Consider the following 24,839-nt stretch of genomic DNA (forward strand, 5'->3'; position numbering starts at 1 on the left):
GCGGAAGAGGGGATGCGGGGGATGGGGAACGACATGGTGTCCAAGGGACGGGTCACGATCCGCGAGGTCGCCGAGCGGGCGGGCGTGTCCACGGCCACCGCCTCCCGCGCGCTCAGCGGCAACCACCCGGTGCCCGCGGCGACGCGGGCCCGGGTCCTGCGCGCGGCCCGCGACCTGGACTACGTGGCCAACGCGCACGCCCGCGCCCTGGTCGGCGGCGGCCGCAAGATGGCCGCCGTCGTGGTCCGCCAGGTCACCAGCCCCTTCTACGCCCAGGTCGCCGAGGGCGTGGAGGCGGAGGCCGCCGACCGCGGCTGGCTCTGCGTGGTCGGCGCCACCGGCGGCGACGCCCAGCGCGAGATGGAGTTCGTGCAGCTCATGCGGGAGGAGGGCGCCCGGCTGGTGATCCTCGTCGGCGGGGTCGTCGAGGACGACGCCTACCGCGAGCGCGTCGCCCACTACGCCCACGCCCTGGACTCCTCCGGCGCCCGGCTCGTCCTCTGCGGCCGGCCCGCGCCCGACCCCGACATCCCCGCGCTGGTCGTGGAGTTCGACAATGAGGCCGGAGCCCGCGCCGTCACCGGCCATCTGCTCTCGGCCGGGCACCGCCGGATCGTCTTCCTCGGCGGGCTGCCCGGCAACACCGCCCTCGACGCCCGCGTGGCCGGCTACCGGGCCGCCCTCGCCGAGCACGGGCTGCCGCCCGAGGCCGCGCACGTCGTCGACTGCGGACTCGGCCGCGCCGCCGGCCATCGCGCCATGACCGAACTCCTGAAGCGCACACGGGAGTTCACGGCTGTCTTCGCCGGGGACGACATGGTCGCCGCAGGTGCCCTGCGCGCGATCGCCGACGCGGGGCTGAGCGTCCCCGGGGACATCTCCGTCGTCGGCTACAACGACATCCCGCTCGCCGAGGACTTCAACCCGCCGCTCACCACCGTCCGCACCCCCGCCGAAGAACTCGGCCGCGCGGCCGTGCGCATCGCGCTGCGCGACCCCGAGCACGCCGCCGGGGCCCACCACCTGCTCGGCACCCACATCGTCGTCCGCGACAGCGTCGGCGCGCCCCCGCCCGGGCGTGCCCTGTGACCAACGGAGGAACCGCACCCGCATGAGCGCGCCGCACGTGTCGCTCCCCGACCCGACGCACCTCCCCAACCTCCCCAACCTGCCCCACCTGCCACCCGCCGACCCGCTGACCTCGCCGGTCACCGGCTGGACCCGCGCCCACTGGGAGGCCGTCGCCGACCGCCTCCTCGACGCGCTCACGCCGTACGCGTCCCCGGGCCTCGCCCAGTACCGGCTCCCCGGGCCGCCCAGCCACTCCGGGCCCTGGTCGGACGGGTTGGAGGGCTTCGCCCGCTCCTTCCTGCTGGCCGCCTTCCGCATCGCCGGGTCGGGCGGACAGCGGCCCGACCTGATCGAGCGGTACGCGGCCGGGCTCGCGTCCGGCACCGACCCGCACAGCCCCGACCGCTGGCCGCCCATCACCGACCGGGGCCAGCCCATGGTCGAGGCCGCCTCCCTCGCGATCGCCCTGCACGAGACCCGCCCCTGGATCTGGGACCGGCTCGACGACCGCGTACGGCAGCGGATCGCCGACTGGCTGGGCGGCTTCGTCGGAGCCGTCGTCAACGACTCCAACTGGCGGCTGTTCCAGGTCATCACCGAGGAGTTCCTCGCCTCCGTCGGCGCCCCGCACAGCCGCTCCGAGATCGACGCGGGCCTGGCACGCCTGGAGGACTGGTACCGGGGCGACGGCTGGTACACCGACGGCGACGGCCGCAAGTTCGACTACTACAACGCCTGGGCCCTGCACCTGTATCCGGTCCTGTGGGCCCGCATCGCCGGGCCGCGCGCCGACCCCGGCCTGGTCGCCGGGCACCGGGCACGCCTGCGGTCGTTCCTCCACGACCACCAGCACTTCTTCGGCGCCGACGGCGCCCCGGTCCACCAGGGCCGCTCCCTCACCTACCGGTTCGCCACGACCGCGCCCCTGTGGGCGGGTGCCCTCGCCGACGCCACCCCGCTGCCACCCGGCCGCACCCGCCGCCTGGCCTCCGGCGCGCTGAAGCACTTCGCCGAGCGGGGCGTCCCCGACGAGCGGGGGCTGCTCACCCTCGGCTGGTACGGGCCCTTCCTCCCGGTCGTCCAGCGGTACTCGGGCCCCGCCTCCCCGTACTGGGCGAGCAAGGCCTTCCTCGGCCTGCTGCTGCCCGCCGACCACCCCGTGTGGACCGCGCCCGAGGAACCCGGCCCGGTCGAGACGGGCGACGTACGCCGCGCGTTACCGGCCCCGGGCTGGCTGCTGCACTCCACGGCGGCCGACGGGATCGTACGGCTCGTCAACCACGGCAGCGACCGCCTGCCACCGCCTCCCGCGAAAGCCGACGACAGCCCGCACTACGCCCGGTTCGCCTACTCCAGCGCGACGGCCCCCGAGACACCGGCGGACCTGGCCCCCGACAACCACATCGCCCTGCTCGCCCCCGACGGCACACCCAGCCCGCGCGGCCGCATCCACCCCCTCGGAGTCGAGGGCGGCCGGGCCGCCTCCTGGCACCGGGCCGTGCTCCCGGGCGGCGGCGAAGGGCACCGCATCGAGACCGTCAGCGTGGTGCACGGCCCCTGGGAGGTGCGGGTGCACCGCGTCGACGCGCCGCCCGGCACGCCCGTGCGCGAGGGCGGCTGGGCCGTCGCCGACGACTCCGGGACGCCGTCCGCCCGGACCGGCCCCGGCTGGGCGCTGGCCCGCCGCGCGGACGGGCTGACCAGCACGCTCGTCGCCCTGCACGGATGGCAGGACGCCGGGACGGCGGTGGCCCACGCCGTCGGCACCAACGCCTGCGGCCACCGCTCGGCGACCCCGTACCTCACCCTGCCCGCCCACCCGGGCGGCACCCTCCTCCTGGTGACCCTCGTCGTGCTGAGCGCCGACGCGGAGGTGAACGACGGCGACCCGCACGCGCGAGGTTCAGGAACGCGCGTACGGGTCGCCGCGGCCGGTGAGGTGGAGATCCGCTTCCCGGACGGCACCCGGGAGCGGGTGCCGCGATGAGCCGGTCAGGCCGCGGCGCGGCTCCGCGTCACCGCCTTCTTCAGCAGCGGCCAGGCCAGCAGCAGCACGATCACCGCGTACACGATCACCGCGAACGGCGTGTTGACCAGCCCCGTGACGCTGCCGTCGCTGATCTGCAGCGCACGCCGCAGCTGCTGCTCGGCGTTCGGGCCGAGGATCACGCCGATGACCGCGGGCAGCACCGGCAGGCCGTAGCGGCGCATGCCGAACCCGATCAGGCCGATGACCAGCAGGATCACCAGGTCGATCACCTCGCCGCCCACCGCGTACGCGCCGACCGCCGCGAAGAACAGGATCCCGGCGTACAGGTACGGCCGCGGGATCCGCAGCAGCTTCGCCCACACCGGCGCCAGCGGCAGGTTGAGCGCGAGCAGCAGCACCATGCCGACGAACAGGGAGGCGATCAGGCCCCACACCAGGTCCGGTTCGCGCTCGAAGAGGAGCGGGCCGGGCTGGATGCCGTACTGCTGGAAGGCGGCCAGCATCACGGCCGCGACCGCCGTGGTCGGCAGGCCCAGGGTCAGCATCGACACCAGCGTGCCCGCCGCCGAGGCCGACGCCGCCGACTCCGGCCCCGCCACGCCCTCGATGGCGCCCTTGCCCCACTCGTCCTTGTGCTTCGACAGGCGCTTCTCCGTCACGTACGACAGGAAGGTCGGGATCTCCGCGCCGCCCGCCGGGATCGCGCCGAAGGGGAAGCCGATGAACGGGCCGCGCAGCCACGACTTCCAGGTCCGGTTCACATCCCCGCGCCCCAGCCACGGCCGGCCCACCGGGATCGGCTCCGGCGGCCTGCGCCGAAGATGGGCGGCGACCCACAGGGCCTCGCCGATCGCGAAGAGACCGACCGCGACGATCACCACGTCGATGCCGTCGGCCAGTTGGAGCGAGCCGAATGTCAGGCGCTGCTGCCCGGTCATCTGGTCCAGGCCCACCAGGCCGAGCGTCAGGCCGATCAGCAGGGACGCCATGCCCCGGACCCGGGACGACCCCAGGACCGACGTCACGGCGATGAACGCCAGCACCATGATGGCGAAGTAGTCCGGCGCGCCGATGTCCACGGCCAGCTCGGCGACCGTCGGCGCCAGCGCGACCAGCAGGATCGTGCCGACCATGCCGCCCGCGAAGTGACCGATCGCGGCGGCCGCCAGGGCCTGGGCGCCGCGCCCGGACTTGGCCATCGGGTTGCCCTCCATGGCCGCCACCACCGCGGCGCTCTCACCGGGTGTGTTGAGCAGGATGGAGGTGGTGGAGCCGCCGAACATCGCGCCGTAGTAGATACCGGCGAACATGATGAACGCGCCGATCGGGTCGAGCCCGTACGTCACCGGCAGCAGCAGCGCGACCGCCATCGCCGGGCCGATGCCGGGCAGCACGCCGATCGCCGTGCCGAGCAGGACGCCGATCGCGGCCCAGAGCAGGTTGATCGGGGTGAGGGCCGTACCGAAGCCGTCCAGAAGGGAGTTGAGGGCGTTCATGTCACAGCACTCCCATCAGCGGACCGCCGGGCAGGGGCACTCCGAGCAGGTTGTTGAAGACGGTGTAGGTGACGAGGGAGAGCCCGGCCGCGATGAGCGGGTCGCGGTCGATCCTGCGGCTGCCGAGCGCGAACGCCGCGCCCCAGAACAGCAGCGCGCCCGCGATGGGAAAGCCGAGCGGCTCGATCAGCACGGCCGCGCCGAGGAACACCCCGGCGAGCAGCAGCACCGTGCGCCAGTCAGCGGGCTCGGACAGGTCGATGTCCTCACCGCCCTCGGCCTGGCCCCGGCCGCCGCGCAGCACGTCCACGGCGAGCAGCGCCGCGATCAGGAGCAGCCCCGCCCCGACCACGACCGGCACGGTCTTCGGGCCGACCGGGCCGCGCTGGGCGATGTCGACGTCCATGGTGAGCGCGTCGGTCAGGACGAGCACGCCGAGCGCCAGCAGCAGGACGCACACGCCGAGTTCGGAGTGCTCCTTCAGCCACGAGCGCCGCTCGCCGGGCTCGACGGGGGGAATGTCGGTGGTCTGCGTCGTCACAGTCCCAGCTCCTTCAGCACCGAAACCACGCGCTTGTCCTCGGCGTCGAGGAACGCGCCGAACTCCTCACCGGCGAGGAAGGCGTCGTCCCAGCCGTTCTGCTCAAGGGACTTGCGCCACTCCTCCGAGTCGTGCAGCTCCTCGATCAGCCGCACGAGCTTGTCCCGCTCGCCGTCGGTCAGTCCGGGCGGGGCGACGATGCCGCGCCAGTTGGTGAAGTTCACGTCGTACCCGGACTCCTTCAGCGTGGGCGCGTCCAGCCCCTCGACGCGCTCCGGGCCGGTGACCGCGAGGAGGCGCAGCTCGCCCGCCTTGATCTGGTCCAGGTACTCGCCGACGCCGGAGACACCGAAGGCGACCTTGTTGCCGAGGATGGAGGCGAGCAGCTCGCCGCCGCCGTCGAAGGGGATGTAGTTGACCTGCTTCGGGGGGATCCCGGCGGCCCGCGCCATCAGCATCGGCGCGAGGTGGTCGGGCCCGCCGGGCGACGAGCCGCCGCCCACCGGGAGCTTGCCCGGGTTCTCCTTCCAGGCGCCGATCAGGTCGTCGATCGTCTTGTACGGGGAGTCCTTCGCGACCACCACCACGTCCTGCTCCTCGGTGAGCCGGGCGATCGGCGTGGTGTCGCCGAGCGTCTTCGGCGCGTCGTTGGAGCGGACGGCGCCCACGACCCCGAGGCCCATGGACATGGCGAGCTTGCCGTTGCCGTGCTCGCTCACCAGCCGGCTCAAGCCCACCGTGCCGCCGGCGCCGGGCAGGTTGAACACCTCGATGTTGTGGGTGAGTCCGGCGTCCTCGGCGTTCTTCGCGGCCGTCCGGGCCGTGATGTCGTAGCCGCCGCCGGGCGTGTTGGGGACCATGAAACGCAGGCCCGGGATCTGTGTGCCGGTCTCGGTGCCGCTGCCGGTGGTCACCAGCGGCGGTCCGACGAGCACGAGCACGGCGGCCCCGAGCAGGGCGAGGGGGGTGCGCAGGCGCACGAGTGCCACCACCTGTCGGTACGTCGATGCGGGTAGGTAAAGGCCCTGTGGGGGAGGGTGACGTGGGCCACATGGTGCCCGCCCGCCGACGAGCTGTCTCGCTTGCGGAACCAACGGAGGTTTTGGTCTTTGCGGTCGCCGGCGCGGGCCCCGGCGGCATGAGCTCCGGGGCCGCGAACGGCGCGACGCCGAGGCGGGGTGCTCGTGCCGGCCGCCTCGGCGTCGTCCGTGTGCTCAGTCCCCGAACGCGGTCAGGACCCCGTTCTGCCCGGGTGCGAACACGCGGCCGCCCGCGGTCGCGATGCCGGGGTTGACCCAGCCCCGCCAGTCCTCCTCCGCGAGCACGTTCTCCATCGGGTGCGGCTCCGCCCACAGCCGGTGGGACCAGACGACGGCGCCGGTGCGCTCGTTCAGGACCACCAGCTTGCCGTTGCCGTCCTGGACGTACACGTGACCGCCCGCGACGAGACGCACGGTGGCCGCCTGGCGCGGGCTGGTGTAGCTCCAGGCGGGCTGGTACGTCGTCGTGCTGAGCGCCTTCACGACGCCCCGGTGGGCCACGTAGACCCGGCCCGGTCCGAACGCGGGCGTGGCGTCGGCGGGGAAGGAGCGCAGGACGGCGCCGGTGTTCTGGTCGTACGCCACGGTCCGCTCGTCGTCGGCGGCCGAGCTGCGCAGCCAGAGCGCCCCGGCGCCGCGCGCGATCGGGTTGCCGCCGCGCGCGGTCAGGTCGGGCACGTCGTAGCGGCGCAGTTCCCGGCCGGTGCTCCGGTCCAGGAGCTGGAAGGAGTAGTTGTCGAAGCCGAACCACACGCCGAGGTCGTCGACGACGACCGGCGAGATGCCCCAGTCGACGAGCGGGGCCCGCCACAGCTCCGCTCCGTCGCTCGCGCGCAGTGCCAGGGCCGTACCGCGGCCGTCCTGGGTGTACAGGACGCCGTCGTACCACGTCGGCGGGTACTCGCAGATGCCGGATCCGATGCTGTGGGACCACCGCTGCCGGCCCGTCGCCGGGTCCCAGGCGGTCACCACGCCCCTGCCGGTCTGGGTGTAGAGCAGTCCGCCGCCGTAGGACAGCGTGGCCTTGGGGTCGTTGTCGGCGATCAGGCGCTGGGGCCACAGTCTCTTGCCGGTGGCCGCGTCCAGGCCGACGAGTTCCATGCGCGGGCCGCCGGTCTCGTCCTCTCCCACCGCGTTGACCACCACGAAGACCTTCCCGCCGACCGCCACCGGCGCGGACACGGCCGAGCCCAGGTCGGCCGACCAGAGCCTGGTGAACGGCGGGGCCGCCGTGGCCTTGGCGACGAAGCTGTCGTGACGGCCGTTGGCGCGGTACCCCAGTGTGGCGTCCGCCGGATCCGTGGTCGCCGTCGCCGTCGCGGGCGCGGGTGCCGCGGTCGCCGCGCCGCCGGGGCCGACGCCGACGGCCAGGACCGCCAGGGCCGTCGCCACCACGCAGCCCGATCTGCTCCGGACGCGTCTCGCCGTGCTGCCCATGAAACCCCCCTCGGGTCGGATGGAGCGGCCGGTGCACCGGCCGCCCCTTCGATTACCCGCAGGGTGCGGAGCAACCCCTGATCGGAATGGGGTACAGGAAAATGGCCCGATTCTCTCGTACGAAAGGCGTTCCTCCGCCATGGCCGATACACAGGACGTCGTCGAACTCATCCTCCGGGACCACCGGCGCATGGAGGACCTCTTCCGCCGGATGCGGAGCGTCGAAGCCGACCGGTCGGGCGCGCTGCGGGAGTTCTCGGACCTGCTGATCGCGCACGCGCTGGCCGAGGAGGCCAAGGTCTACCCGGCGCTCAAGCGGTACAAGAACATCGACGACGAAGAGGTCGAGCACGGCGAGCACGAGCACGACGAGGGCAACAAGGCCCTCCTGGAACTCCTCCAGGTCGAGGAGGTCGGCTCCGACGAGTGGGACGAGAAGCTCGAGGAGCTGGTGGGGGCCGTCACCCACCACGCCGACGAGGAGGAGCGCACCATCCTCAACGGCGCGCGCGAGAACGTGGCGATGGAGCGGCGCGAGGAGCTGGGCCGGGCGTTCTGGCAGGAGCGCGAGCGGCAGCTGAAGGCCGGCTGCGGTTCCGTGGACCACGTGCGCAAGATCGTCGAGTCGTGAGGGGTGCGGGTCGGTCCTGATACCGCCGCTGTGACACTGGAGCCCGGACCGCACCGGTCCGGGCTCCAGTGCCGGCTATCGGCTGGCTCGTGCCGCGCAGTCGAGGTCCCGCGCCGGCAGGCGGCCCGTGGCCAGGTAGGAGTTGACCGCCTCGTCGACACACGGCACGCCGTAGACGCCGTACACCGCGTGCTGGTCCGCGCCGCGCAGGGTGACCAGGCGCGAGGAGGGCCACATGGCGCGCACCGCCTTCGCGCTGTCGTAGTAGGTGCGCGGGTCTCCGGTGGCGTTGACGAGCAGCGCGGGCAGGTCGTCGCGGACCGTGGTCGGGCGTTCCCGCGGCCCGTCCCAGAAGGCGCAGGGGTTGAGGTTGTGGGTCACGGGCGCGAACAGCGGATCCTGCGCCCGGGTGCGCTGGACGTCACGCCAGTAGACCTCCGGGTCGCGCGGGGCCGCGCCGTCGCCGCACAGGATCGCCGTCTGCACGCTGCCGTAGTGCGACTCGGTATCGGTGAGCACGAAGTCGAGCACCCCGGCGAGCCAGGGGGACGGTGTGACCCGCTGTCCCCGAGAGGCCCGCAGCATGTCCCGCATCCCCTGCGCGAACTCGCCGTAGGCCACGTCGTTGTGCTGCGACAGGCCGTTGAAGACGACGATCGGCATCACGTGCCCGTCCACCCGGTGGTCGCCGAGCCGCAGCGGGGACCGGGCGGCGGCCCGGCGCACCCGCTCCACGGCCGCCAGCACCTCACCGCGCGTCCGGCCCAGGCCGTACGTCGTGTCGCGGGCGGCGGCCCAGGAGGCCCAGCCCTGAAGCGCCCGGCGGTTGGCCCGCTCGGACCCCATCAGCAGCCGGGGGCCGTAGCGCTCCGGATCGATCACCCCGTCCAGGACGACCCGGTCGGTGCGGCCGGGGAACATCGTGGCGTACACCTCGCCCAGGTAACTGCCGTACGAGTAGCCCAGGTAGGAGATCCGCCGCTCGCCGAGCGCGGCCCGGATCACGTCCATGTCGCGCGCGGTGTTGCGGGTGGTGACATGGGGGAGCACTCCGCCGGCGTTCTTCCGGCAGCGCTCGGCGAGGTCCTTGGAGAAGGCGGCCGTGCGATCGAAGCCGGCCCGGTCCTCACCGGGTCCGCGGAAGGCCGAGCCGGTCGGCCAGCGGCAGTCCAGCGGTGTGCTGCGGCCCACGAAACGGGGGTCCACCCCCACCACGTCGTAGCGCGCGCCGACGTCCTTCATCGCCTTGCGCACCCACGGCGGGTCCCCGAGCGTCTGCCCGCCCGGTCCGCCGCCGTTGAGCAGCAGCGGGCCGACGCGGCGGCCGGTGTCGGTGGCGCGGATCCGCGAGATCGCGACGGTGATCGTACGGCCGCCGGGGTCCGCGTAGTCCAGCGGCACGGTCACGTCGGCGCAGCGGGCGCCGGCCTGCTCCAGTTCCTTGCCGGTGGTGTCGTCCGGGCCGAGCACGCAGCTCTGCCAGGTGAGGCGCTGGTGGTGGTAGCGGGCGAGGGGGTCGGGGGCCGCATCGGCCGGGCCGGCCGTGGCGGGTAACGCGGTGAAGGTGAGTGCGGCGGCCGTCAGGGCGAGGGCGGCTCGTCTCGCGGTTCCCGAGAAGCGGGATAACACGGCTGGGTGTCCTTTCTGTCGCCGATGTCCCCCTCGATGCGCGGCAGGGACATGCCCGAGAGGGGTGCGGTGTGACAGAACGCTAGGGACGGGTCGCCGTCCGATCACTCCGGCTGGCGGCCGCTTCGAGGTGGGGCCAACCCCAGGGAGAAAGCGGGGGAACGCCGTTTCCGTGGTCAGGGCACCAATCGGAAACTCCGCCCCAAGCTGGGAGAACACACGGCAGACCTTGTGCAGGTCGGTGCAGGGGGGTTGTCCAGACATTCTCTCGCGCCTAGGGTCACCTTCCGAGTGCAAGCGCTTTCCAAGCGTGTGTCCGCCGGCCGTCCGAGGAGCGCCGCATGTCCGTGTCCCCAGGGTCTCCCACCCGCCGCCGCGTGGCCGTCGTCGGCACCGGAGCCATCGTCGGCGGCAGCCACCTGCCCGCGCTGCGGGCCCACTCCGACCGGGTGGAGCTGGTCGCCGCCGTCGACGTGGACCAGGAGCGGCTCGACGCGTTCCGGGAGCTGGCCGGCGGCGAGGTCGCCGGGTACACCTCGGTGGACGCGATGCTGGACGCCGTACGCCCCGACCTGGTCCTGATCGGCACGCCGCCCTCCCTGCACCGGGACCAGACGGTGGCCGCGCTCAAGGCCGGTGCCTGGGTGCTGTGCGAGAAGCCGCTCACGCTGTCGCTCGCCGAGTACGACGAGATCGCCGCCGCCGAGGAGGCCTCGGGCGCCTACGCGGCGGTCGTCTTCCAGCACCGCTACGGCTCCGGCGCCGTGCACGCCCACGAACTGATCACCGGCGGCGAGCTGGGCGCCCCGCTGGTCGCGCACTGCCAGACGACCTGGCACCGGGACGCGGCGTACTACGCGGTGCCGTGGCGCGGCAAGTGGGCCAGCGAGGGCGGCGGCCCGACCATGGGCCACGGCATCCACCAGTACGACCTGCTGCTGCACCTGCTCGGCGAGTGGGAGGAGATCAGGGCGATGGCGGCCCGGCTCGTCCACGACACCGAGAGCGAGGACGTCTCCACCGCCCTGGTGCGTTTCCGGAGCGGAGCCCTCGCCACGGTCGTCAACAGCGTGCTCTCCCCGGACGAGGTGAGCCGGATCCGCATCGACTGCGCGGACGCCACGGTCGAACTCACCCACCTGTACGGCCACAGCAACGACAGCTGGGTGTACACCCCCGCCCCGCACGTCGCCTCCGACCGCGCCATCGCCTGGCGCACCCCCGCGAACGACGTGCCGAGCTCGCACACGGCCCAGCTCGGCGCGCTCCTCGACGCCTACGACACCGGTACCCGACCACCGGGCAGCGGCCGGGACGCCCGCGCCACGCTGGAGTTCGCCGCCGCCCTGTACAAGGCGGCGTTCACCGGCCGCTCGGTGCACGCGGGGGAGATCGTCCCCGGCGACCCCTTCTACGAGGCCATGCACGGCGAGTACCCCGACTGGGCCCCCAAGGAGCGCGCATGAGCATCCGCGTCACCCACACCCACGGCGAGGACATCGCCGTCACGGCGGCGAACGGCACGGAGATCCTCCGCTACGTCTACCGTCCCGACCCGGATCCCTTCGAGTCCCGCAAGCCGTACGCCCATCCCGTGCGCACCCTGTCCGGCCGCACGGTCACCGGCTACCGCCCGAACGACCACCGCTGGCACAAGGGCCTGCAGATGACCGCGAGCCATCTGTCTGGCCAGAACTTCTGGGGCGGCAACTGCTACGTCCACGGTCAGGGTTACCTGCCCCTGCCGGAGCGGGTCGGCTCGATGCGGCACGACGGCTTCTCCGCGTTCACCGTCGAGGAGGACCGCCTCTCCTTCACCGAGGACCTCACCTGGATCGAGAACGGCGGCGCGGAGTGGGCGCGCGAGGTGCGGGGGCTGACCGTGCACTCGGTGGACGAGGAGACCGGCGCCTGGGCCCTCGACTGGTCGATCCGGCTCACCAACACCCGTTCCGAGCCCCTGGCCTTCGGCTCCCCGACCACCGCGGGCCGTGAGATGGCCGGCTACACCGGACTCCAGTGGCGCGGCCCGCGCGACTTCACCGGCGGCACGGTCTTCGCCCCGGGCACCGACGCCGACGCGGGCAAGCTGATGGGCACCCAGGGCCCGTGGCTCGCGTTCACCACCGAGCACGACGACGTCGACGGCCACTCCACGCTCGTCTTCGCGCACGCGCCCGAGAACCTGGACGAGACGTCCGCGATCCACGAGTCGCACTGGTTCGTCCGCTCCGAGCCCTTCCCGACGGTCGCCTTCTCCTGGGCGTTCTTCGAGGAGTTCGAGCTGCCGCCGGGCGAGTCCTTCGGCTACCGCTACCGCATCGTCGTCGCCGACGGCGCCTGGGACCGCGACCGGGTCGGCACCTACCTGGAGGGCCTGCCGTGGTGAGCGAACCGAAGCCGGCTCTTCCGCACCCGCTGCCCGGAGCGGTCGGCCTGTCCCATCTGAGCGCCTACGACTGGGAGGCCGCCGACGGCGTCTGCGGCGGCAGCCCCCATCTGCACCTGGTGTGCACGGAGGCGTACGTCGTCACCGGCGGCCGGGGCGCGGTGCAGACGCTGAGCCCCGACGGCTACCGGGACATCCCCCTCGCGGCCGGCTCCATCGCCTGGTTCACCCCGGGCACCGTGCACCGCATGGTGCAGGGCGGCGATCTGCGCATCACCGTGCTGATGCAGAACAGCGGCCTGCCCGAGGCCGGGGACGCCGTGTTCACCTTCCCGCCCGAGGTGCTCGCCGACCCCGAGAGGTACGCGGCGGCGGCCACACTCCCGCCCGGCACGGGGGAGGACACCGCGGCGGCGGCCCGGCGCCGCAGGGACCTCGCCGTCGAGGGCTACCTCGCCCTGCGCGAGGCGCTCGTCGCCGGGGACAACGGCCCCTACCGGGAGTTCCAGCGGGCCGCCGCCCGCATCGTGCGCGACAAGGTGCCCACCTGGCGCGCCCTGTGGCGGGCGGGCGCCCTGGCCACCGCCGAACGCACCGGCGCCCAGCTCGACGCGCTGGCCGAGGGCGATCCCGCCTACCTCGGCGAGGCCACCGCCCACGAGGCCGCGCCCACCCGGCTCGGCGGCTTCGGCATGTGCGGCCGGCGGGACGAGTACAACCTGCCCGGGACGACGCTGCCGTACCAGGAGGAGTAGCCGCACACCGAGCGAGGGGGGACCTGGGGGGTCTCGACCCATCTCCGAGGAGAGGAGTGACCTCGGCATGCCCGGACACAGGACAAAGGGGTTCTGCGCGTCGGCCGCCGCACTGGCACTGTGCGCCGTGCTGGCGGGCTGCGGAGGATCAGGCGAGTCCGTCGGCGGCGGCAAGGTCGTGCTGCGCTACACGTGGTGGGGCAACCCCGACCGCGCGGAACGCACCGAGCAGGCCGTCGCGCTGTTCGAGAAACAGCACCCGGACATCGACGTGACGACGTCGTTCTCCGGCTACGACGCCTACAAGCAGAAGCTCGCCACCCAGGCCGCCGGCGGGGACGCCCCGGACGTGATGCAGCTGGACTACCGCCAGATCGACCAGTACGCCTCCGGCGGCGTCCTGCTCGACCTGGGCCGGCAGAAGTCCGTCCTGCGCACCTCCGAGATCGACCCGGGTCTGCTCGCCACCGGCCGCGTCGACGACGTCCAGTACGCGATCCCGCAGGGCCGCGGCACCGAGACCGTCGCCTACGACGTCCAGACCTGGAAGAAGTCGGGCGTGCCCCTGCCCGGCGCGAGCTGGACCTGGAGCCAGTGGGCCGACACCATGCGCGCCCTCGCCAAGAAGACCGGCAAACCGGGGGCGACCGACCCGGGCCAGAGCGAGGACGCCTTCGAGGTCTGGCTGCGCGGCCAGGGCAAGTCCCTCTACACCGAGGACGGCGGCCTCGGCTTCACCGCCGACGACCTCACCCGCTGGTGGACCTTCACCGACCGGCTGCGCCGCGAGGGCGCCGTCTCGCCCGCCGAGCAGACCACCCAGCTCGACGGCTCCGTCGAGAACACCCCGCTCGGGCGCGGCAAGTCCGTCACCGACGCCAACTGGGACGCCCCGGCGAGCGGTTTCCTCGCCCTCGTCCCGACCGGCGTCGCCCTCGCCCCCATGCCGACCGGCGAGGACGGCACACCCGGCCAGTACTTCAAGCCGTCCATGTTCCTCGGCGTCTCCGCCAACACCGGCCACCCCGAGGAGGCGGCGCAGCTCGTCGACTTCCTGATCAACGACCGGCAGGCGGCGAAGATCCTCGGCGCGACCCGCGGCATCCCCGTCAACGAGACCGTCCGCGACGAACTGGGCCCGCAGCTCAAGGACTTCGACAAGACCATCGCCGACTACCAGGCATCCCTGGAGGGCAAGCTCAAGGACCCGCCCCAGGCCCCGCCCTCGGGCGACAACGCCCTCCAGAGCACCTTCCAGCGCGACTACGACCAGGTGTCCTACGAGCGGATGTCGCCCCGCGAGGCGGCCGAGAACTACGTCACCGAGGCGAAGGCGGAGCTGAGGTCATGACCACCACCGCGATCCCCGCGGAGGCGCAGCACGCCCCCGCCCCCGCCGCCAAACGCCGCCCCAGGCGCGAACGCGAGGGCGCCGCCTGGGTGTTCCTCTCGCCGTGGGTCCTCGGCGCGATCGTCCTGACACTGCTGCCGATGGCCGTCTCGCTGTACCTGTCGTTCACCGACTACGACCTGTTCAACCCGCCGCAGTGGGTGGGCCTGCGCAACTACACGCAGATGTTCACCGAGGACCCGCGCTACTGGCGCTCGGTCGTGACGACCCTGACGTACGTCGTCATAGCCGTGCCCCTCCAGTTGGCCCTCGCCCTCGTCGTGGCGCTCGCCCTGAAGGGCATGAAGCGCGGCAAGGCCTTCTACCGCTCCGCGTTCTACGCGCCCTCCCTGCTCGGCGCGTCGATGTCCATCGCGCTCGTCTGGCGGGCGATCTTCAACGACGGCGGCACGGTGGACCACCTGTTCGGCACCGGCGGCTGGGTCAACAAGCCCGGCTTGGCGCTGCTCGCCGTCGCCCTGCTGACGGTCTGGCAGTTCGGCGCGCCGATGGTCATCTTCCTCGCCGGACTCCAGCAGATCCCCGCCGAGCTGTACGAGGCGGCGGCGGTCGACGGGGCCGGGAAGTGGCGGCAGTTCCTGTCCGTCACCGTGCCGATGCTGTCCCCGGTGCTGTTCTTCAATTTGGTCCTGCAGACCATCCAGGCCTTCCAGGTCTTCACGCCCGCCTTCGCGGTCAGCGCCGGCAAGGGCGGACCGGCCGACTCGACCCTCGTCTACACCATGTACCTCTACGACCGCGGCTTCGTCGCCTCCCACATGGGCTACGCCTCCGCCATGGCCTGGGTGCTGCTCGTCGTGATCGGCGTCGTCACGGCGGTGCTGTTCCGCACCTCGCGCTCCTGGGTCTTCTACGCCTCCGAGGGGGACCGATGACCACGACCGCCGTTTCCCGCAAGCCCGTTCGGTGGGGCCGCGTCGCCGTCCACCTCGGCTGCCTGGCCGCCCTGCTGGTCATGCTCTACCCGCTGGCGTGGCTGCTGGCCACCTCGCTCAAGCCCGCCGACGAGGTCATCGCCAGCCTGAACCTGCTGCCCAGCCACCTGGAGTGGTCGAACTACCGGACCGCCCTGGAGGGCGTGAACGACGTCTCCGTCTGGCGGCTGCTCGGCAACTCGCTGCTGATCGCGGGCGGCGCGGTCCTCGGCAACGTCATCAGCTGCTCGCTGGCCGCCTATGCCTTCGCCCGCCTGCGGTTCCGGCTGCGCGGGCCGCTGTTCGCCTTCATGATCGCGACGATCATGCTGCCGCACCACGCGGTGCTGATCCCGCAGTACATCATCTTCAACCAGCTCGGCCTGGTGAACACCTACTGGCCGCTGATCCTGCCGAAGTTCCTCGCCACCGAGGCGTTCTTCGTCTTCCTCATCGTGCAGTTCATGCGCGGCCTGCCGCGCGAGCTGGAGGAGGCGGCCCGGATCGACGGCTGCGGCCCGTTCCGCAGCTTCTTCCAGGTCGTGCTGCCGCTCACCCGGCCGGCCCTGATCACCACCGCCATTTTCACGTTCATCTGGACCTGGAACGACTTCTTCACCCAGCTCATCTACCTCTTCGACCCGGACAAGTTCACGCTGACGCTCGCCCTGCGCTCCTTCGTGGACGCCTCCAGCACCTCCGCGTTCGGCCCGATGTTCGCCATGTCGGTGATCGCGCTGCTGCCGATCGTGCTGTTCTTCCTCGCCTTCCAGCGGTTCCTGGTGGAGGGCATGGCCAGCTCCGGACTCAAGGGGTGAGCGGGATGCGGACTCGGGAGGCCGGCGAGGTGTTCGGCCCGCGCATGACCCTGTTCGCGGACGTGCTGAGCGTCGGCCTCGCCACGTCGGTGGCCTGCCTGCCGCTGGTGACGGCACCGGCCGCGCTGTCGACGGCGTGCGCCGTGCTGCGCGGGGCCGGGCAGGACCGCCCGGTCACGGCCGGGCGGTACGCCGTCCTGCTGCGGAAGCGGCTGCGGGCCGGTGACCTGCTGGCGGGAGCCGTCGCCCTGGCGGGCCTGCTGCTGCTCGCCGCCGACCTGGGGCTGGCCGGGGCCGGGCTGCCCGGGGCGCCGCTGTTCGCGGTGGCCGCCGCCGTCATCGGCGCGGGCGCGGCGGTCGTCGGCCTGCGGGCCTGTGGCCGCCCCGAGTCGGTCACCGACTGGCGGGCGGCGGTGCGGGGGGCCGCCCGGGACGCCGTGGCGGACGTGGGCGGCAGCGGCCTGGTCCTGCTCGCCGTGGCGACGGCCGCGCTGTGCGCCTGGATGCTGCTGCCGCTGGCCTTCCTGGTGCCCGGGCCGCTGGCCCTCGCGCTCACGGCCGTCGACATCCGTCGGTCCGCTGCCGTTCTCCCGCAATAGCCAAGAGTTAAGGGGCCATTGGGACGTCTCAGGTGTGAGCGCCCGGAGGAGGTGGCCATCCTCTTGTCATGAACCTGCGGCTCGATGGGCGGGCCGCAGCCTCATGGAGGTGTGGGATGCACCGAAGACTCGCCACCGGTCTTGCCGCCTCGACTCTGGCCTCGTCACCGTCGTCACCACCGCCACGGCCGCGAGCGCCGCTCCCGCCGACAAGCCCCAAGTGCTCGCGAGCTGGACGCAGACCAGCGCGTCGAGCTACAGCGCCTGGGCCGCCGCCCGGGCGAACCAGGCCGCCTGGTCCGCGTACGCCTTCGACTGGTCGACCGACCACTGCTCCTCCTCGCCGGACAACCCGTTCGGCTTCCCCTTCGCGATGTCCTGCGCCCGGCACGACTTCGGCTACCGCAACTACAAGGCCGCGGGCACCTTCAGCGCGAACAAGCCCCGTCTCGACAACGCCTTCCACGAGGACCTGAAGAGGGTCTGCGCCGCCTACAGCGGCGGCACGAAGACCTCGTGCGACAGCACGGCGTGGACGTACTACCAGGCCGTGAAGGCCCTCGGCTGACGGTTCGTCAGCGCAGGGGTGCCGGGCGCGGGGCGGTGGCCCCACGCCCGGCACCGGACCGGCGCCTCACCTGCCGATGCCGATGCGCGGCCACGAGCGGGCCGCCGCCAGGAGGGCCTGGGTCTTCGCCGAGGGAGTGGCCGCTGCCGCCGCCAGCGCCGCGGCGGCGCTCGCGATGCCGAGGACCGCGCCCGCGGCCACGTCGCCCGGGTAGTGCACGCCCGTGTGGATACGGGAGTAGCCGACGGCGCTCGCCAGCGCCCCGAGCGGCACCGCCGCCGGGGGCAGGACCACGCCGACGGCGGTGGCGAACGCGACCGCCGACGCCGTGTGCCCGGACGGGAACGAGGCCGACGTCGGCATCGGGACGTGCCGGTCCACCGTCACCCGGGCCGCCTCCCGGTCCGGCCGGGCGCGGCGCACCAGGCGCTTGCCGAGCAGGTTGGCGGAGGCCGAGGCCACGGCGATCGCGCCGACACCGGCGAGCGCGGCCCTGCGCGGCCGTTTCCCGCCCAGGGCCAGGGCGGCGGCGATGGTGAACGAGATCTTCGAGTGGTCGGCCGCGTGGGACAGATGGCGCAGCGTCCGGTCGAGCGTGGGTGTGGGGGTGGCGGCCACCGCCGCGTACAGGGCGCCGTCCACGGCCCTGAGATCGCCCATGACGGCGCCCAGAAGCCGGCCGGGCCCGCCCGAGGGACTCCCGTCCTTCGGGAGCGGACGGAGGGCGTCCTCGTCTGTGATCGTCGGATCGGTCATGTGCTTCTCCCCGCAGTGGCCTTCCCCAGCAAGGTACCGGCTCACGCAGGGCGCACGCTCGGCGCCCCCGCGGGCCGGTACCTGCCGAGTGCCCAGGGGGCGGCGGGCCATCCGGTCCGGCCCACGGCGACGACGAGCGGGCGGCGGCGTCGCCCCGTGGACGATGTCCCCACCCGGGTCCGTTCCGGCGTTCGCCGTCCGGCCGGGGAGGCGTCCTGGTCTCCGAGTGCGGCCCCCGATGCGGCCCGGCACGTCCCTCAGATGCGCCCGGCCCGTCGCTGCCGGCGAAGCAGCAGGCCCAGGTACAGGCCGCCGACGACCGCGGTCACGACACCGACCGGGAGCTGGGCCGACTCGTGGAGGTGCTGGGAGGCGAAGTCCGCGGTGACCACGAGGAGGGCGCCGGTGCAGGTGGCGGCGAGGAGGTTCGGGCCGGGCTGCCGGGTCAGGCGCCGGGCCAGCTGGGGCGCGATGAGGGCGACGAACGGGATCGGCCCGGCCGCGGCGGTGGCGACCGCGCAGGCGGCCGTGGCGAGGACGAGCATCACCAGCCGGGTGCGCTGCACGGACACCCCGAGCCCGCCCGCGACGTCGTCGCCCATCTCCAGGATCTTCAGCCGGCCCGCGACGCACATGATCAGCGGTAGCACCACGAGCAGTCCCAGCGCGGCGGGCCGCACGTCGGCCCAACCCCGGCCGTTGAGGCTGCCGTTGAGCCACACCATGGCCTGGGCGGCCTCGGTGAACCGCGCCTTGGCCAGCAGGTAGGCGTTCACGCCCTGGAGCAGGGCGCTGACGCCGATGCCGACGAGGACGAGCCGGAACCCGTGGATACCGTGCCGCCAGGCGAGGACGTACACCAGGACGGCGGTCGCCAGGCCCCCGCCCACTGCCCCGAGCGCCACCTGGCCGCCGGTGCCGCCCGCGACCAGCACGACCAGCAGGCCGCCGGTGGCCGAGCCGTAGGTGAAGCCGACGATGTCGGGGCTGCCGAGCGGGTTGCGGGACAGGCTCTGGAAGAGCGCGCCGCTCACCCCGAGGGCGGCCCCGACGAGAATGCCGGTCAGCAGCCGCGGCAGCCGCAGCTCACCCACGACGAAGTCGGTCCGGGGGCTGCCGTTGCCGAGCAGCGTGCGGACGACGTCGGCCGGGGAGATCGTGTACTCACCGGTGCCCAGGGCGAGGACGCCCACTGCGGCCGTGGCGGCCAGCACGAGCAGGCAGACCGTCAGGGCGCGCACGTCCAGCCGTAGGGAGAAGCGGTGGGAGCGGCTCCGTAGGACGTGGGTGCGGGCGGGGAGCCCGGCGGGTGCGGGGGTCTGCGTCGTCACGCGGCCACCACCCTGCGGTGCCGGACGAGCGCGATGAACACCGGTGCCCCGACGACCGCCGTGACCACGCCCGCGTCGAGTTCGTCGGGGCGGACGGCGACCCGGCCGAGGACGTCCGCGAACAGCAGCAGGGCCGGGGCCAGCAGCAGGGACAGCGGGAGCGTCCAGCGCTGGTCGGCGCCGGCGATCATCCGGGCCATGTGCGGGACGGCGAGCCCGACGAACACCAGCGGGCCGACGGCCGAGGTCGCCGCGCCGCACAGCAGCGTGACGGCGAGCAGCCCGAGGAAGCGGGTGCGGTGCAGATGGGCGCCGAGCGAGCGGGCGGCGTCGTCGCCGAGGGCCATCGCGTTGAGCGGCCGGACCAGGCCGAGCGCCACCACCAGGCCCACGGCGACGAACGGCGTGATGGTCGTCAGCGTGGCGCTGTCGGCCCGCGCGAGCGAGCCCACGCTCCAGAACCGCAACTGGTCCAGGGCCTGCGCGTCGAGCAGCATCAGGGTCTGGCTGATCCCGGTGAACACCGCGGCGATCACCGCGCCGCCGAGCGCGAGCCGTTCGGGCGTGGCACCGCCGCGTCCGCCCGAGGCCAGCCCGTACACGAGCAGGCCCGCCATCACCGCGCCCGCCAGGGCGAACCACACCGAGGCCCACAGACTGGTCAGGCCCAGCACGGTGATGGACAGGACGACCCCGGTGGCGGCGCCGGCGTTGACGCCGAGCAGTCCGGGATCGGCCAGCGGGTTGCGGGTGAGCGCCTGGATGAGCGCGCCCGCGACACCGAGCGCGGCGCCCGCGGCGATGCCCGCGAGGGTGCGCGGCACCCGCACGTCCCAGATGACGGAGGCGGCGGTCGAGCCGTCGTCGTGCCGCAGCGCGTCCACGACGACGGACACCGGCAGCGACCGCGACCCGATGGCTAGGCTGAGCAGGACGGCCGCGAGGAGCAGCAGCAGGGCGCCCAGGACGGCGAGGGTGCGGGTGGAGGTCCGGCGGCGGGCGGGCGGCGCCGGGGACGGCTTCTCCGGGCGGGCCGGAGCGGTGGTCTCAGCCGGCACCGCTGCCCTCCGCGCGCAGCCGGGCGGCGATCCTGCGGCCCAGCTCCTTCTTGTCGATCTTGCCGACGGAGGTGCGGGGGAAGGCGTCGGCCACCTCCACCCGGTCGGGCAGCTTGTACGCGGCGACGCCCCGCTCAGTGAGGAACGCGGCCAGTTCCCGCTGGGTCGGTGCCGTCTCGCCGCGGAGCACGAGGTAGGCGCAGGTGCGTTCGCCCATGGTCGCGTCGGGCATGCCGACCACGGCCGCGTCGTGCACCGCGGGGTGGGCGAGGAGGTGGTTCTCCAGCTCCTCGGCGGAGATCTTGTCGCCGCCCCGGTTGATCTGGTCCTTGGCCCGGCCCTCGACGACCAGATGCCCGGAGGGCAGGACGCGCACCAGGTCGCCGGTGCGGTAGAAGCCGTCCTCGGTGAAGGAGCGGGCGTTGTGCTCGGGCGCCCGGTAGTAGCCGCGCAGGGTGTAGGGGCCGCGGGTGAGCAGCTCACCGGTCCCGCCGGGCGGCACGTCGTGTCCGTCCTCGTCGACCACCCGGATCTCGTCGGCCGGGGACATCGGGCGGCCCTGGGTGCCCGCGACCAGCTCCGGCGGGTCGTCGAGGCGCGTGTAGTTGAGCAGGCCCTCGGCCATGCCGAAGACCTGCTGGAGGGCGCAGCCGAGGGCGGGTCGGACACGGGCCGCGGGTTCGGCGCCCAGCTTGGAGCCGCCGACCTGGAGCAGCCGCAGCGACGACAGGTCGGCCTCCTCCCACTCCACGGCGTCCAGCCACAGCAGGGCGATCGGCGGGACCACGGCGGTGACGGTGACCCGCTCCCGCTCGATCAGCGCGAAGGCGTCCTCCGGGCTCGGCGTGGGGGAGAGGACGACGGTGCCGCCCACCAGCAGCGTGCCGAGCAGACCGGGGCAGGCGAGCGCGAAGTTGTGCGCGGTCGGCAGCACGACGAGGTAGACGGTGGAGCTGTCGAAGCCGCAGACCTCGGCGCTGGCACGGACGTTGTAGGCGTAGTCGTCGTGCGTGCGCGGGATGAGCTTGGGCTTGCCCGTCGTGCCGCCGGACATCAGCAGCACCGCGACGTCCGAGGGGTCGGGCACCGGCAGCGGGACCGGGTCGGCGTCCACCTCGTCCAGCGCGGTGAACTCCGCGGGATCACCGGCCACCAGGACGTGCTCCACACCGGGCACGGCCTTGCGGACGGCCCGGGCCAGCGCCCGGTGGTCGAAGTGGTCGTGCGTGTCGGGGATCGCGTACGCCTTCGCGCCGGACGTCTCGGCGACGTGGACGATCTCGCTCTCCCGGTGCGCGGGCAGCGTGAGCACCGGCACCGCCCCGGCCCGCAGCAGCGCGAAGAACAGCACCACGAAGGCGTCGGTGTTGGGGAGTTGGACCACCACGCGGTCCCCGGCGCCGATGCCGAGCCGCCGCAGTCCCGCGGCCCGGCGGTCGGCGCGGGCGTCCAGCTCGGCGTACGTCCACCGAGCACCCTGCGCGTCCACGAGCGCGGTCCGCTCCGGGTCGCGCTCGGCCCGGTCCCGCAGCAGCCGGTCCAGCGGCCGGCCCTCCCAGAACCCCTCGGCCCGATACCTCTCCGCCACCGCGTCCGGCCAGGGCACCCAACCGTCGAGCATCCTCAACTCCCGCCTGCTGTTTAGGAAAGGCTTGCCTAATGGAAGATCAGGGTCAAGCCTGGACGAGACTTCGATGCGGAGGCTAGGGTCTTACCTTAGGTTAGGTTAACCTAAGCTCGGGAGGTAGTCGTTGCTGCGGTACCGAAGCGCGCGGACGGAACTGCCCGGAGACCCCGTCCTGCTGGCCGCCAGGCTGGCCGAGTCGGGACTGTTCGACCAGTACATGGTCTACGAGAGGGACGGCGAGTGGTGGTTCGCCGGAGGCGCGCTCGGTGAGGTCGTGGTCGACCGCTCCGAAGTCCGCCGCCGCTGGCTCGCCGAGGACGCCGCGGTCCCGCTCGGACCGCACCCCCTGCGCCAAGTCCAGGAACAGCTCGGCCGGATGGCCGTCGAGGACTGGCACGCCTACGGCTGGATGGCCTACGAGTTCGCGCACCTGAACGCCGGCCGCCCCGACCGGGCCGGAGCCGGGCGGCTGCTCCATCTCGTCGTCCCGCACAGCGAGGTGAGGCTCCGTCAGGACGAGGCCGAGGTGCGCAGCACCGACCCGGAGACACTCCGGGCGTTAGTGGGGCTGCTGGCCGCCCCCGTCACCCGCGACCCGGTGGAGGCCCGGCCGATCGACGTGGCGGACGCCGACGGCACCTACCCCGGCCTCGTCGCCCGCGCGATCGAGGAGATCCGGGCCGGCGAGCTCCAGAAAGTCATCCTCTCCCGCACCGTCCCGGTGCCGTTCCCGGTCGACTTCGTCGCCACCTATGTGCACGGCCGGTCCCACAACACCCCCGCCCGCTCCTACCTGATGAACCTCGGCGGGCGCCGGGTCGTCGGCTTCAGCCCCGAGACCGTCGCCGAGGTCGGCGCGGACGGCCAGGCCCTCACCCAGCCGCTCGCCGGGACCCGCGCCCGGGGCCTGGGCGAGCGGGAGGACGAGCGGCTGCGCGCCGAACTCCTCGCCGACCCCAAGGAGATCTCCGAGCACGTGCTGTCCGTGAAACTGGCGGAGGAGGAGATGGCCACCGTGTGCCGTCCCGGCACGGTCTCCGTGCGCGACCTGCTGAGCGTGCGCCGGCGCGGCAGCGTCCAGCACCTCGGCTCCAGCGTGCACGGACTGCTCGCCGAGAACGCCACCGCCTGGGACGTGCTGCGCGCCGTCTTCCCGGCCGTGACCGCCTCCGGCATCCCCAAGGCACCGGCGTACGACTGCATAGCCCGGCTGGAGAAGGAACCGCGCGGCGTCTACAGCGGCGCCGCGCTCATGGCCGGCAGCGACGGCTCGCTCGACGCGGCCCTGGTCCTGCGCAGCCTCTTCGAGGAGGACGGCCGCACCTGGCTGCGGGCCGGCGCCGGCATTCTCGCCGGGTCGACGCCCGTCCGGGAGCTGGAGGAGACCTGCGAGAAGCTGCGCAGCGTCGCCCCGTACGTCGTGCCCGCGCAACCGGCGCCGCTCGCCGCGCCGTCCCTGAGGGGCTAGGTGCGAAGGTGCGACTGGGAGAAGTCGTCGTCGACATCACACCCTTGAGGGCCGGCAGGGACTTCCGGCTGCTGTTCGCCACCCAGGCGATCTCCATGCTGGGCACGCACCTCACCTCGGTCGCCGCCAGTATCCAGGTCTACGAGCTGACCGGCTCGTCGGTGCAAGTGGGCCTGACTAGCCTGTCGTTGGGCCTGTCGCTGCTGGTCGGGCTGGTCGCGGGCGGGGTGCTCGCCGACCGTGTCGACCGGCGCCGGATCGTGCTCGTGACCCGGGCCGCGACCGCCGTGGTGATCACGGGTCTCGCGGTGAACGCGGCCCTGCCCGACCCGCAGCTGTGGTTCGTCTTCGTCGCGGCCGTCCTCGCGGGCGGCGCCAGCGGACTCGGCGGACCGGCCCTGATGGCCGCGACCCCGGCCCTGGTGGCGCCGGGCCAACTGGCCGCCGCCGGGGCGCTGATGACCCTCACCGCCCAGCTCGGCGCCATGGCCGGGCCCTCGCTCGCGGGCGTGATCGCGGCCGGGCCGGGCGTCGCGCTGTGCTTCGCGGCCGACGCGGTCATCTACGTCGTGGGCCTCGCCCTGCTCGCCCCGCTGCCCCGCCTCGCGCCCGAGGGGGCCGGGGAGCCGCAGCACCCGCTGAAGGCCATGGGCGAGGGGCTGCGCTTCCTGCGCGGCAACCAGGTCGTCGCCGGGCTGCTGCTGATCGACGTGTGCGCCGTGGTCTTCGCCATGCCGTACGCGCTGTTCCCGGAACTCGGCACCGAGCACTTCGGCGGCGGCCCCTCCACCGTCGGCCTCCTCTATACCGCCCCCGCCGTCGGCTCGTTCTGCGGCGCCCTGGCCAGCGGCTGGACCGGCCGGATCCACCACACCGGACGCGCCCTGATCGGCGCGGTCGCGCTGTGGGGCCTGGCGATCACCTGCTTCGGCCTGAGTCCCAGCCTGTGGAGCGCGCTGGTCTTCCTGGCCCTGGCGGGCCTCGGTGACACCGTCTCCGAAATCCTGCGCCGGGCGCTGCTCCAGCACTACACGCCGGACCGCCTCCAGGGCCGGGTCGGCAGCCTCTGGCTCGCCCAGGCCACCGCCGGACCCTCCGTAGGCAACGTCGAGGCGGGCCTGGTGGCCCGGGCGCTCGGCTCCTCGGCCGGCGCCGCCGTGGTCGGCGGAGTGGTGTGCCTGGCCGGGGTGGCGGCGGTCGCCCTCGCCCTGCCCGGGCTGCGCAAGGCCACGCTCCAGGGACCGCCCGCCGGCGAGGGACAGGCGACGCCCGCCGAGACGTCACCGGCCACCGACTGACCCCGCGCCCGC

Annotated in this window: 21 protein-coding genes and 1 pseudogene; 13 read left to right on the forward strand and 9 right to left on the reverse strand. The window is 73.4% G+C overall.

Going from position 1 to position 24,839, the window contains the following annotated elements; genetic code table 11:
* The first annotated feature begins 33 nt into the window (after positions 1–33).
* Both IE255_RS17600 and IE255_RS17605 read left to right on the forward strand, forming a co-directional pair.
* Positions 34–1,089: a LacI family DNA-binding transcriptional regulator gene (locus IE255_RS17600; RefSeq protein WP_190051212.1), complete on the forward strand. Its 1,056-nt coding sequence runs from the start codon at positions 34–36 to the stop codon at positions 1,087–1,089.
* Between the two features lie 22 nt (positions 1,090–1,111).
* Complete coding sequence (locus IE255_RS17605) at positions 1,112–3,058, forward strand: DUF2264 domain-containing protein (protein WP_190051213.1); 1,947 nt, start codon at positions 1,112–1,114, stop codon at positions 3,056–3,058.
* A gap of 5 nt (positions 3,059–3,063) precedes the next feature.
* On the opposite strand, the gene IE255_RS17610 is transcribed toward IE255_RS17605, so the two are convergent.
* From IE255_RS17610 to IE255_RS17625, 4 genes are all read right to left on the reverse strand, one after another.
* Positions 3,064–4,557 carry a tripartite tricarboxylate transporter permease gene (locus IE255_RS17610; protein ID WP_190051214.1) on the reverse strand — a complete coding sequence of 498 codons (1,494 nt, stop codon included), beginning with the start codon at positions 4,555–4,557 and terminating at the stop codon, positions 3,064–3,066.
* A 1-nt stretch (position 4,558) separates the two neighbouring features.
* Positions 4,559–5,098: a tripartite tricarboxylate transporter TctB family protein gene (locus tag IE255_RS17615; RefSeq protein ID WP_190051215.1), complete on the reverse strand. Its 540-nt coding sequence runs from the start codon at positions 5,096–5,098 to the stop codon at positions 4,559–4,561.
* Positions 5,095–6,078: a Bug family tripartite tricarboxylate transporter substrate binding protein gene (locus tag IE255_RS17620; protein ID WP_190051380.1), complete on the reverse strand. Its 984-nt coding sequence runs from the start codon at positions 6,076–6,078 to the stop codon at positions 5,095–5,097. Before IE255_RS17620 ends, IE255_RS17615 begins: the two co-directional genes overlap by 4 nt.
* A gap of 234 nt (positions 6,079–6,312) precedes the next feature.
* A complete protein-coding gene (locus IE255_RS17625; RefSeq protein WP_190051216.1) occupies positions 6,313–7,575 on the reverse strand; it encodes an outer membrane protein assembly factor BamB family protein in 1,263 nt (420 codons plus the stop codon).
* Between the two features lie 139 nt (positions 7,576–7,714).
* On the opposite strand from IE255_RS17625, the gene IE255_RS17630 reads away from it, so the two are divergent.
* Positions 7,715–8,206 (forward strand): hemerythrin domain-containing protein, encoded by a 492-nt coding sequence (locus IE255_RS17630; RefSeq protein WP_190051217.1) that lies wholly within the window; start codon positions 7,715–7,717, stop codon positions 8,204–8,206.
* A gap of 75 nt (positions 8,207–8,281) precedes the next feature.
* Here the strand turns inward: IE255_RS17630 and IE255_RS17635 are convergent, their stop codons facing one another.
* Positions 8,282–9,835, reverse strand: a complete 1,554-nt coding sequence (locus tag IE255_RS17635) for an alpha/beta hydrolase (RefSeq protein ID WP_190051218.1) — start codon at positions 9,833–9,835, stop codon at positions 8,282–8,284.
* Between the two features lie 341 nt (positions 9,836–10,176).
* Here IE255_RS17635 and IE255_RS17640 point away from each other — a divergent pair, with 341 nt between their 5' ends.
* The 8 genes and pseudogenes from IE255_RS17640 (at position 10,177) to IE255_RS17675 (ending at position 17,289) form a co-directional block, all read left to right on the forward strand.
* Complete coding sequence (locus tag IE255_RS17640; RefSeq protein ID WP_190051219.1) at positions 10,177–11,301, forward strand: Gfo/Idh/MocA family protein; 1,125 nt, start codon at positions 10,177–10,179, stop codon at positions 11,299–11,301.
* Entirely contained in the window at positions 11,298–12,224 is a 927-nt protein-coding gene (locus tag IE255_RS17645) for a DUF6807 domain-containing protein (RefSeq protein ID WP_190051220.1), read from the forward strand. Before IE255_RS17640 ends, IE255_RS17645 begins: the two co-directional genes overlap by 4 nt.
* Positions 12,218–12,979: a cupin domain-containing protein gene (locus IE255_RS17650; RefSeq protein ID WP_190051221.1), complete on the forward strand. Its 762-nt coding sequence runs from the start codon at positions 12,218–12,220 to the stop codon at positions 12,977–12,979. The genes IE255_RS17645 and IE255_RS17650 overlap by 7 nt, the downstream gene beginning before the upstream one ends.
* 67 nt (positions 12,980–13,046) lie before the next feature.
* The gene (locus IE255_RS17655; RefSeq protein ID WP_190051222.1) at positions 13,047–14,330 is read left to right on the forward strand and encodes an ABC transporter substrate-binding protein; all 1,284 of its coding nucleotides are present in this window, start codon (positions 13,047–13,049) and stop codon (positions 14,328–14,330) included.
* Complete coding sequence (locus IE255_RS17660) at positions 14,327–15,265, forward strand: carbohydrate ABC transporter permease (RefSeq protein WP_190051223.1); 939 nt, start codon at positions 14,327–14,329, stop codon at positions 15,263–15,265. Before IE255_RS17655 ends, IE255_RS17660 begins: the two co-directional genes overlap by 4 nt.
* The gene (locus IE255_RS17665; RefSeq protein ID WP_190051224.1) at positions 15,262–16,122 is read left to right on the forward strand and encodes a carbohydrate ABC transporter permease; all 861 of its coding nucleotides are present in this window, start codon (positions 15,262–15,264) and stop codon (positions 16,120–16,122) included. The genes IE255_RS17660 and IE255_RS17665 overlap by 4 nt, the downstream gene beginning before the upstream one ends.
* A 5-nt stretch (positions 16,123–16,127) precedes the next feature.
* Positions 16,128–16,721, forward strand: a complete 594-nt coding sequence (locus IE255_RS17670) for a hypothetical protein (RefSeq protein ID WP_190051225.1) — start codon at positions 16,128–16,130, stop codon at positions 16,719–16,721.
* Between the two features lie 116 nt (positions 16,722–16,837).
* A pseudogene (locus tag IE255_RS17675) lies at positions 16,838–17,289 on the forward strand (phospholipase).
* A 66-nt stretch (positions 17,290–17,355) separates the two neighbouring features.
* On the opposite strand, the gene IE255_RS17680 reads toward IE255_RS17675, so the two are convergent.
* The 4 genes from IE255_RS17680 to IE255_RS17695 all read right to left on the reverse strand — a co-directional run bounded on the left by IE255_RS17680 (position 17,356) and on the right by IE255_RS17695 (position 22,055).
* Positions 17,356–18,045: a phosphatase PAP2 family protein gene (locus tag IE255_RS17680; RefSeq protein WP_190051226.1), complete on the reverse strand. Its 690-nt coding sequence runs from the start codon at positions 18,043–18,045 to the stop codon at positions 17,356–17,358.
* Positions 18,046–18,302: 257 nt separating this feature from the next.
* A complete protein-coding gene (locus IE255_RS17685) occupies positions 18,303–19,292 on the reverse strand; it encodes a FecCD family ABC transporter permease (protein ID WP_190051381.1) in 990 nt (329 codons plus the stop codon).
* Between the two features lie 80 nt (positions 19,293–19,372).
* Entirely contained in the window at positions 19,373–20,434 is a 1,062-nt protein-coding gene (locus IE255_RS17690; RefSeq protein WP_190051227.1) for a FecCD family ABC transporter permease, read from the reverse strand.
* The gene (locus IE255_RS17695; protein ID WP_190051228.1) at positions 20,424–22,055 is read right to left on the reverse strand and encodes a (2,3-dihydroxybenzoyl)adenylate synthase; all 1,632 of its coding nucleotides are present in this window, start codon (positions 22,053–22,055) and stop codon (positions 20,424–20,426) included. Before IE255_RS17695 ends, IE255_RS17690 begins: the two co-directional genes overlap by 11 nt.
* Before the next feature lie 130 nt (positions 22,056–22,185).
* Here IE255_RS17695 and IE255_RS17700 point away from each other — a divergent pair, with 130 nt between their 5' ends.
* Both IE255_RS17700 and entS read left to right on the forward strand, forming a co-directional pair.
* Positions 22,186–23,529 (forward strand): salicylate synthase, encoded by a 1,344-nt coding sequence (locus IE255_RS17700; RefSeq protein ID WP_190051229.1) that lies wholly within the window; start codon positions 22,186–22,188, stop codon positions 23,527–23,529.
* Between the two features lie 8 nt (positions 23,530–23,537).
* Positions 23,538–24,827, forward strand: a complete 1,290-nt coding sequence (gene entS / locus IE255_RS17705) for an enterobactin transporter EntS (protein ID WP_190051230.1) — start codon at positions 23,538–23,540, stop codon at positions 24,825–24,827.
* Positions 24,828–24,839 lie beyond the last annotated feature (12 nt).

The organism is Streptomyces lomondensis, assembly GCF_014651035.1.
Classification (GTDB): Bacteria; Actinomycetota; Actinomycetes; order Streptomycetales; family Streptomycetaceae; genus Streptomyces; species Streptomyces lomondensis.

Bases quoted from the DNA above. Each gene is read 5' to 3' on its own strand.
- IE255_RS17600 (WP_190051212.1), top strand. From the start codon at position 34: ATGGTGTCCAAGGGACGGGTCACGATCCGCGAGGTCGCCGAGCGGGCG.
- IE255_RS17605 (WP_190051213.1), top strand. From the start codon at position 1,112: ATGAGCGCGCCGCACGTGTCGCTCCCCGACCCGACGCACCTCCCCAAC.
- IE255_RS17610 (WP_190051214.1), bottom strand. From the start codon at position 4,557: ATGAACGCCCTCAACTCCCTTCTGGACGGCTTCGGTACGGCCCTCACC.
- IE255_RS17625 (WP_190051216.1), bottom strand. From the start codon at position 7,575: ATGGGCAGCACGGCGAGACGCGTCCGGAGCAGATCGGGCTGCGTGGTG.
- IE255_RS17630 (WP_190051217.1), top strand. From the start codon at position 7,715: ATGGCCGATACACAGGACGTCGTCGAACTCATCCTCCGGGACCACCGG.
- IE255_RS17640 (WP_190051219.1), top strand. From the start codon at position 10,177: ATGTCCGTGTCCCCAGGGTCTCCCACCCGCCGCCGCGTGGCCGTCGTC.
- IE255_RS17645 (WP_190051220.1), top strand. From the start codon at position 11,298: ATGAGCATCCGCGTCACCCACACCCACGGCGAGGACATCGCCGTCACG.
- IE255_RS17655 (WP_190051222.1), top strand. From the start codon at position 13,047: ATGCCCGGACACAGGACAAAGGGGTTCTGCGCGTCGGCCGCCGCACTG.
- IE255_RS17660 (WP_190051223.1), top strand. From the start codon at position 14,327: ATGACCACCACCGCGATCCCCGCGGAGGCGCAGCACGCCCCCGCCCCC.
- IE255_RS17665 (WP_190051224.1), top strand. From the start codon at position 15,262: ATGACCACGACCGCCGTTTCCCGCAAGCCCGTTCGGTGGGGCCGCGTC.
- IE255_RS17670 (WP_190051225.1), top strand. From the start codon at position 16,128: ATGCGGACTCGGGAGGCCGGCGAGGTGTTCGGCCCGCGCATGACCCTG.
- IE255_RS17680 (WP_190051226.1), bottom strand. From the start codon at position 18,045: ATGACCGATCCGACGATCACAGACGAGGACGCCCTCCGTCCGCTCCCG.
- IE255_RS17695 (WP_190051228.1), bottom strand. From the start codon at position 22,055: ATGCTCGACGGTTGGGTGCCCTGGCCGGACGCGGTGGCGGAGAGGTAT.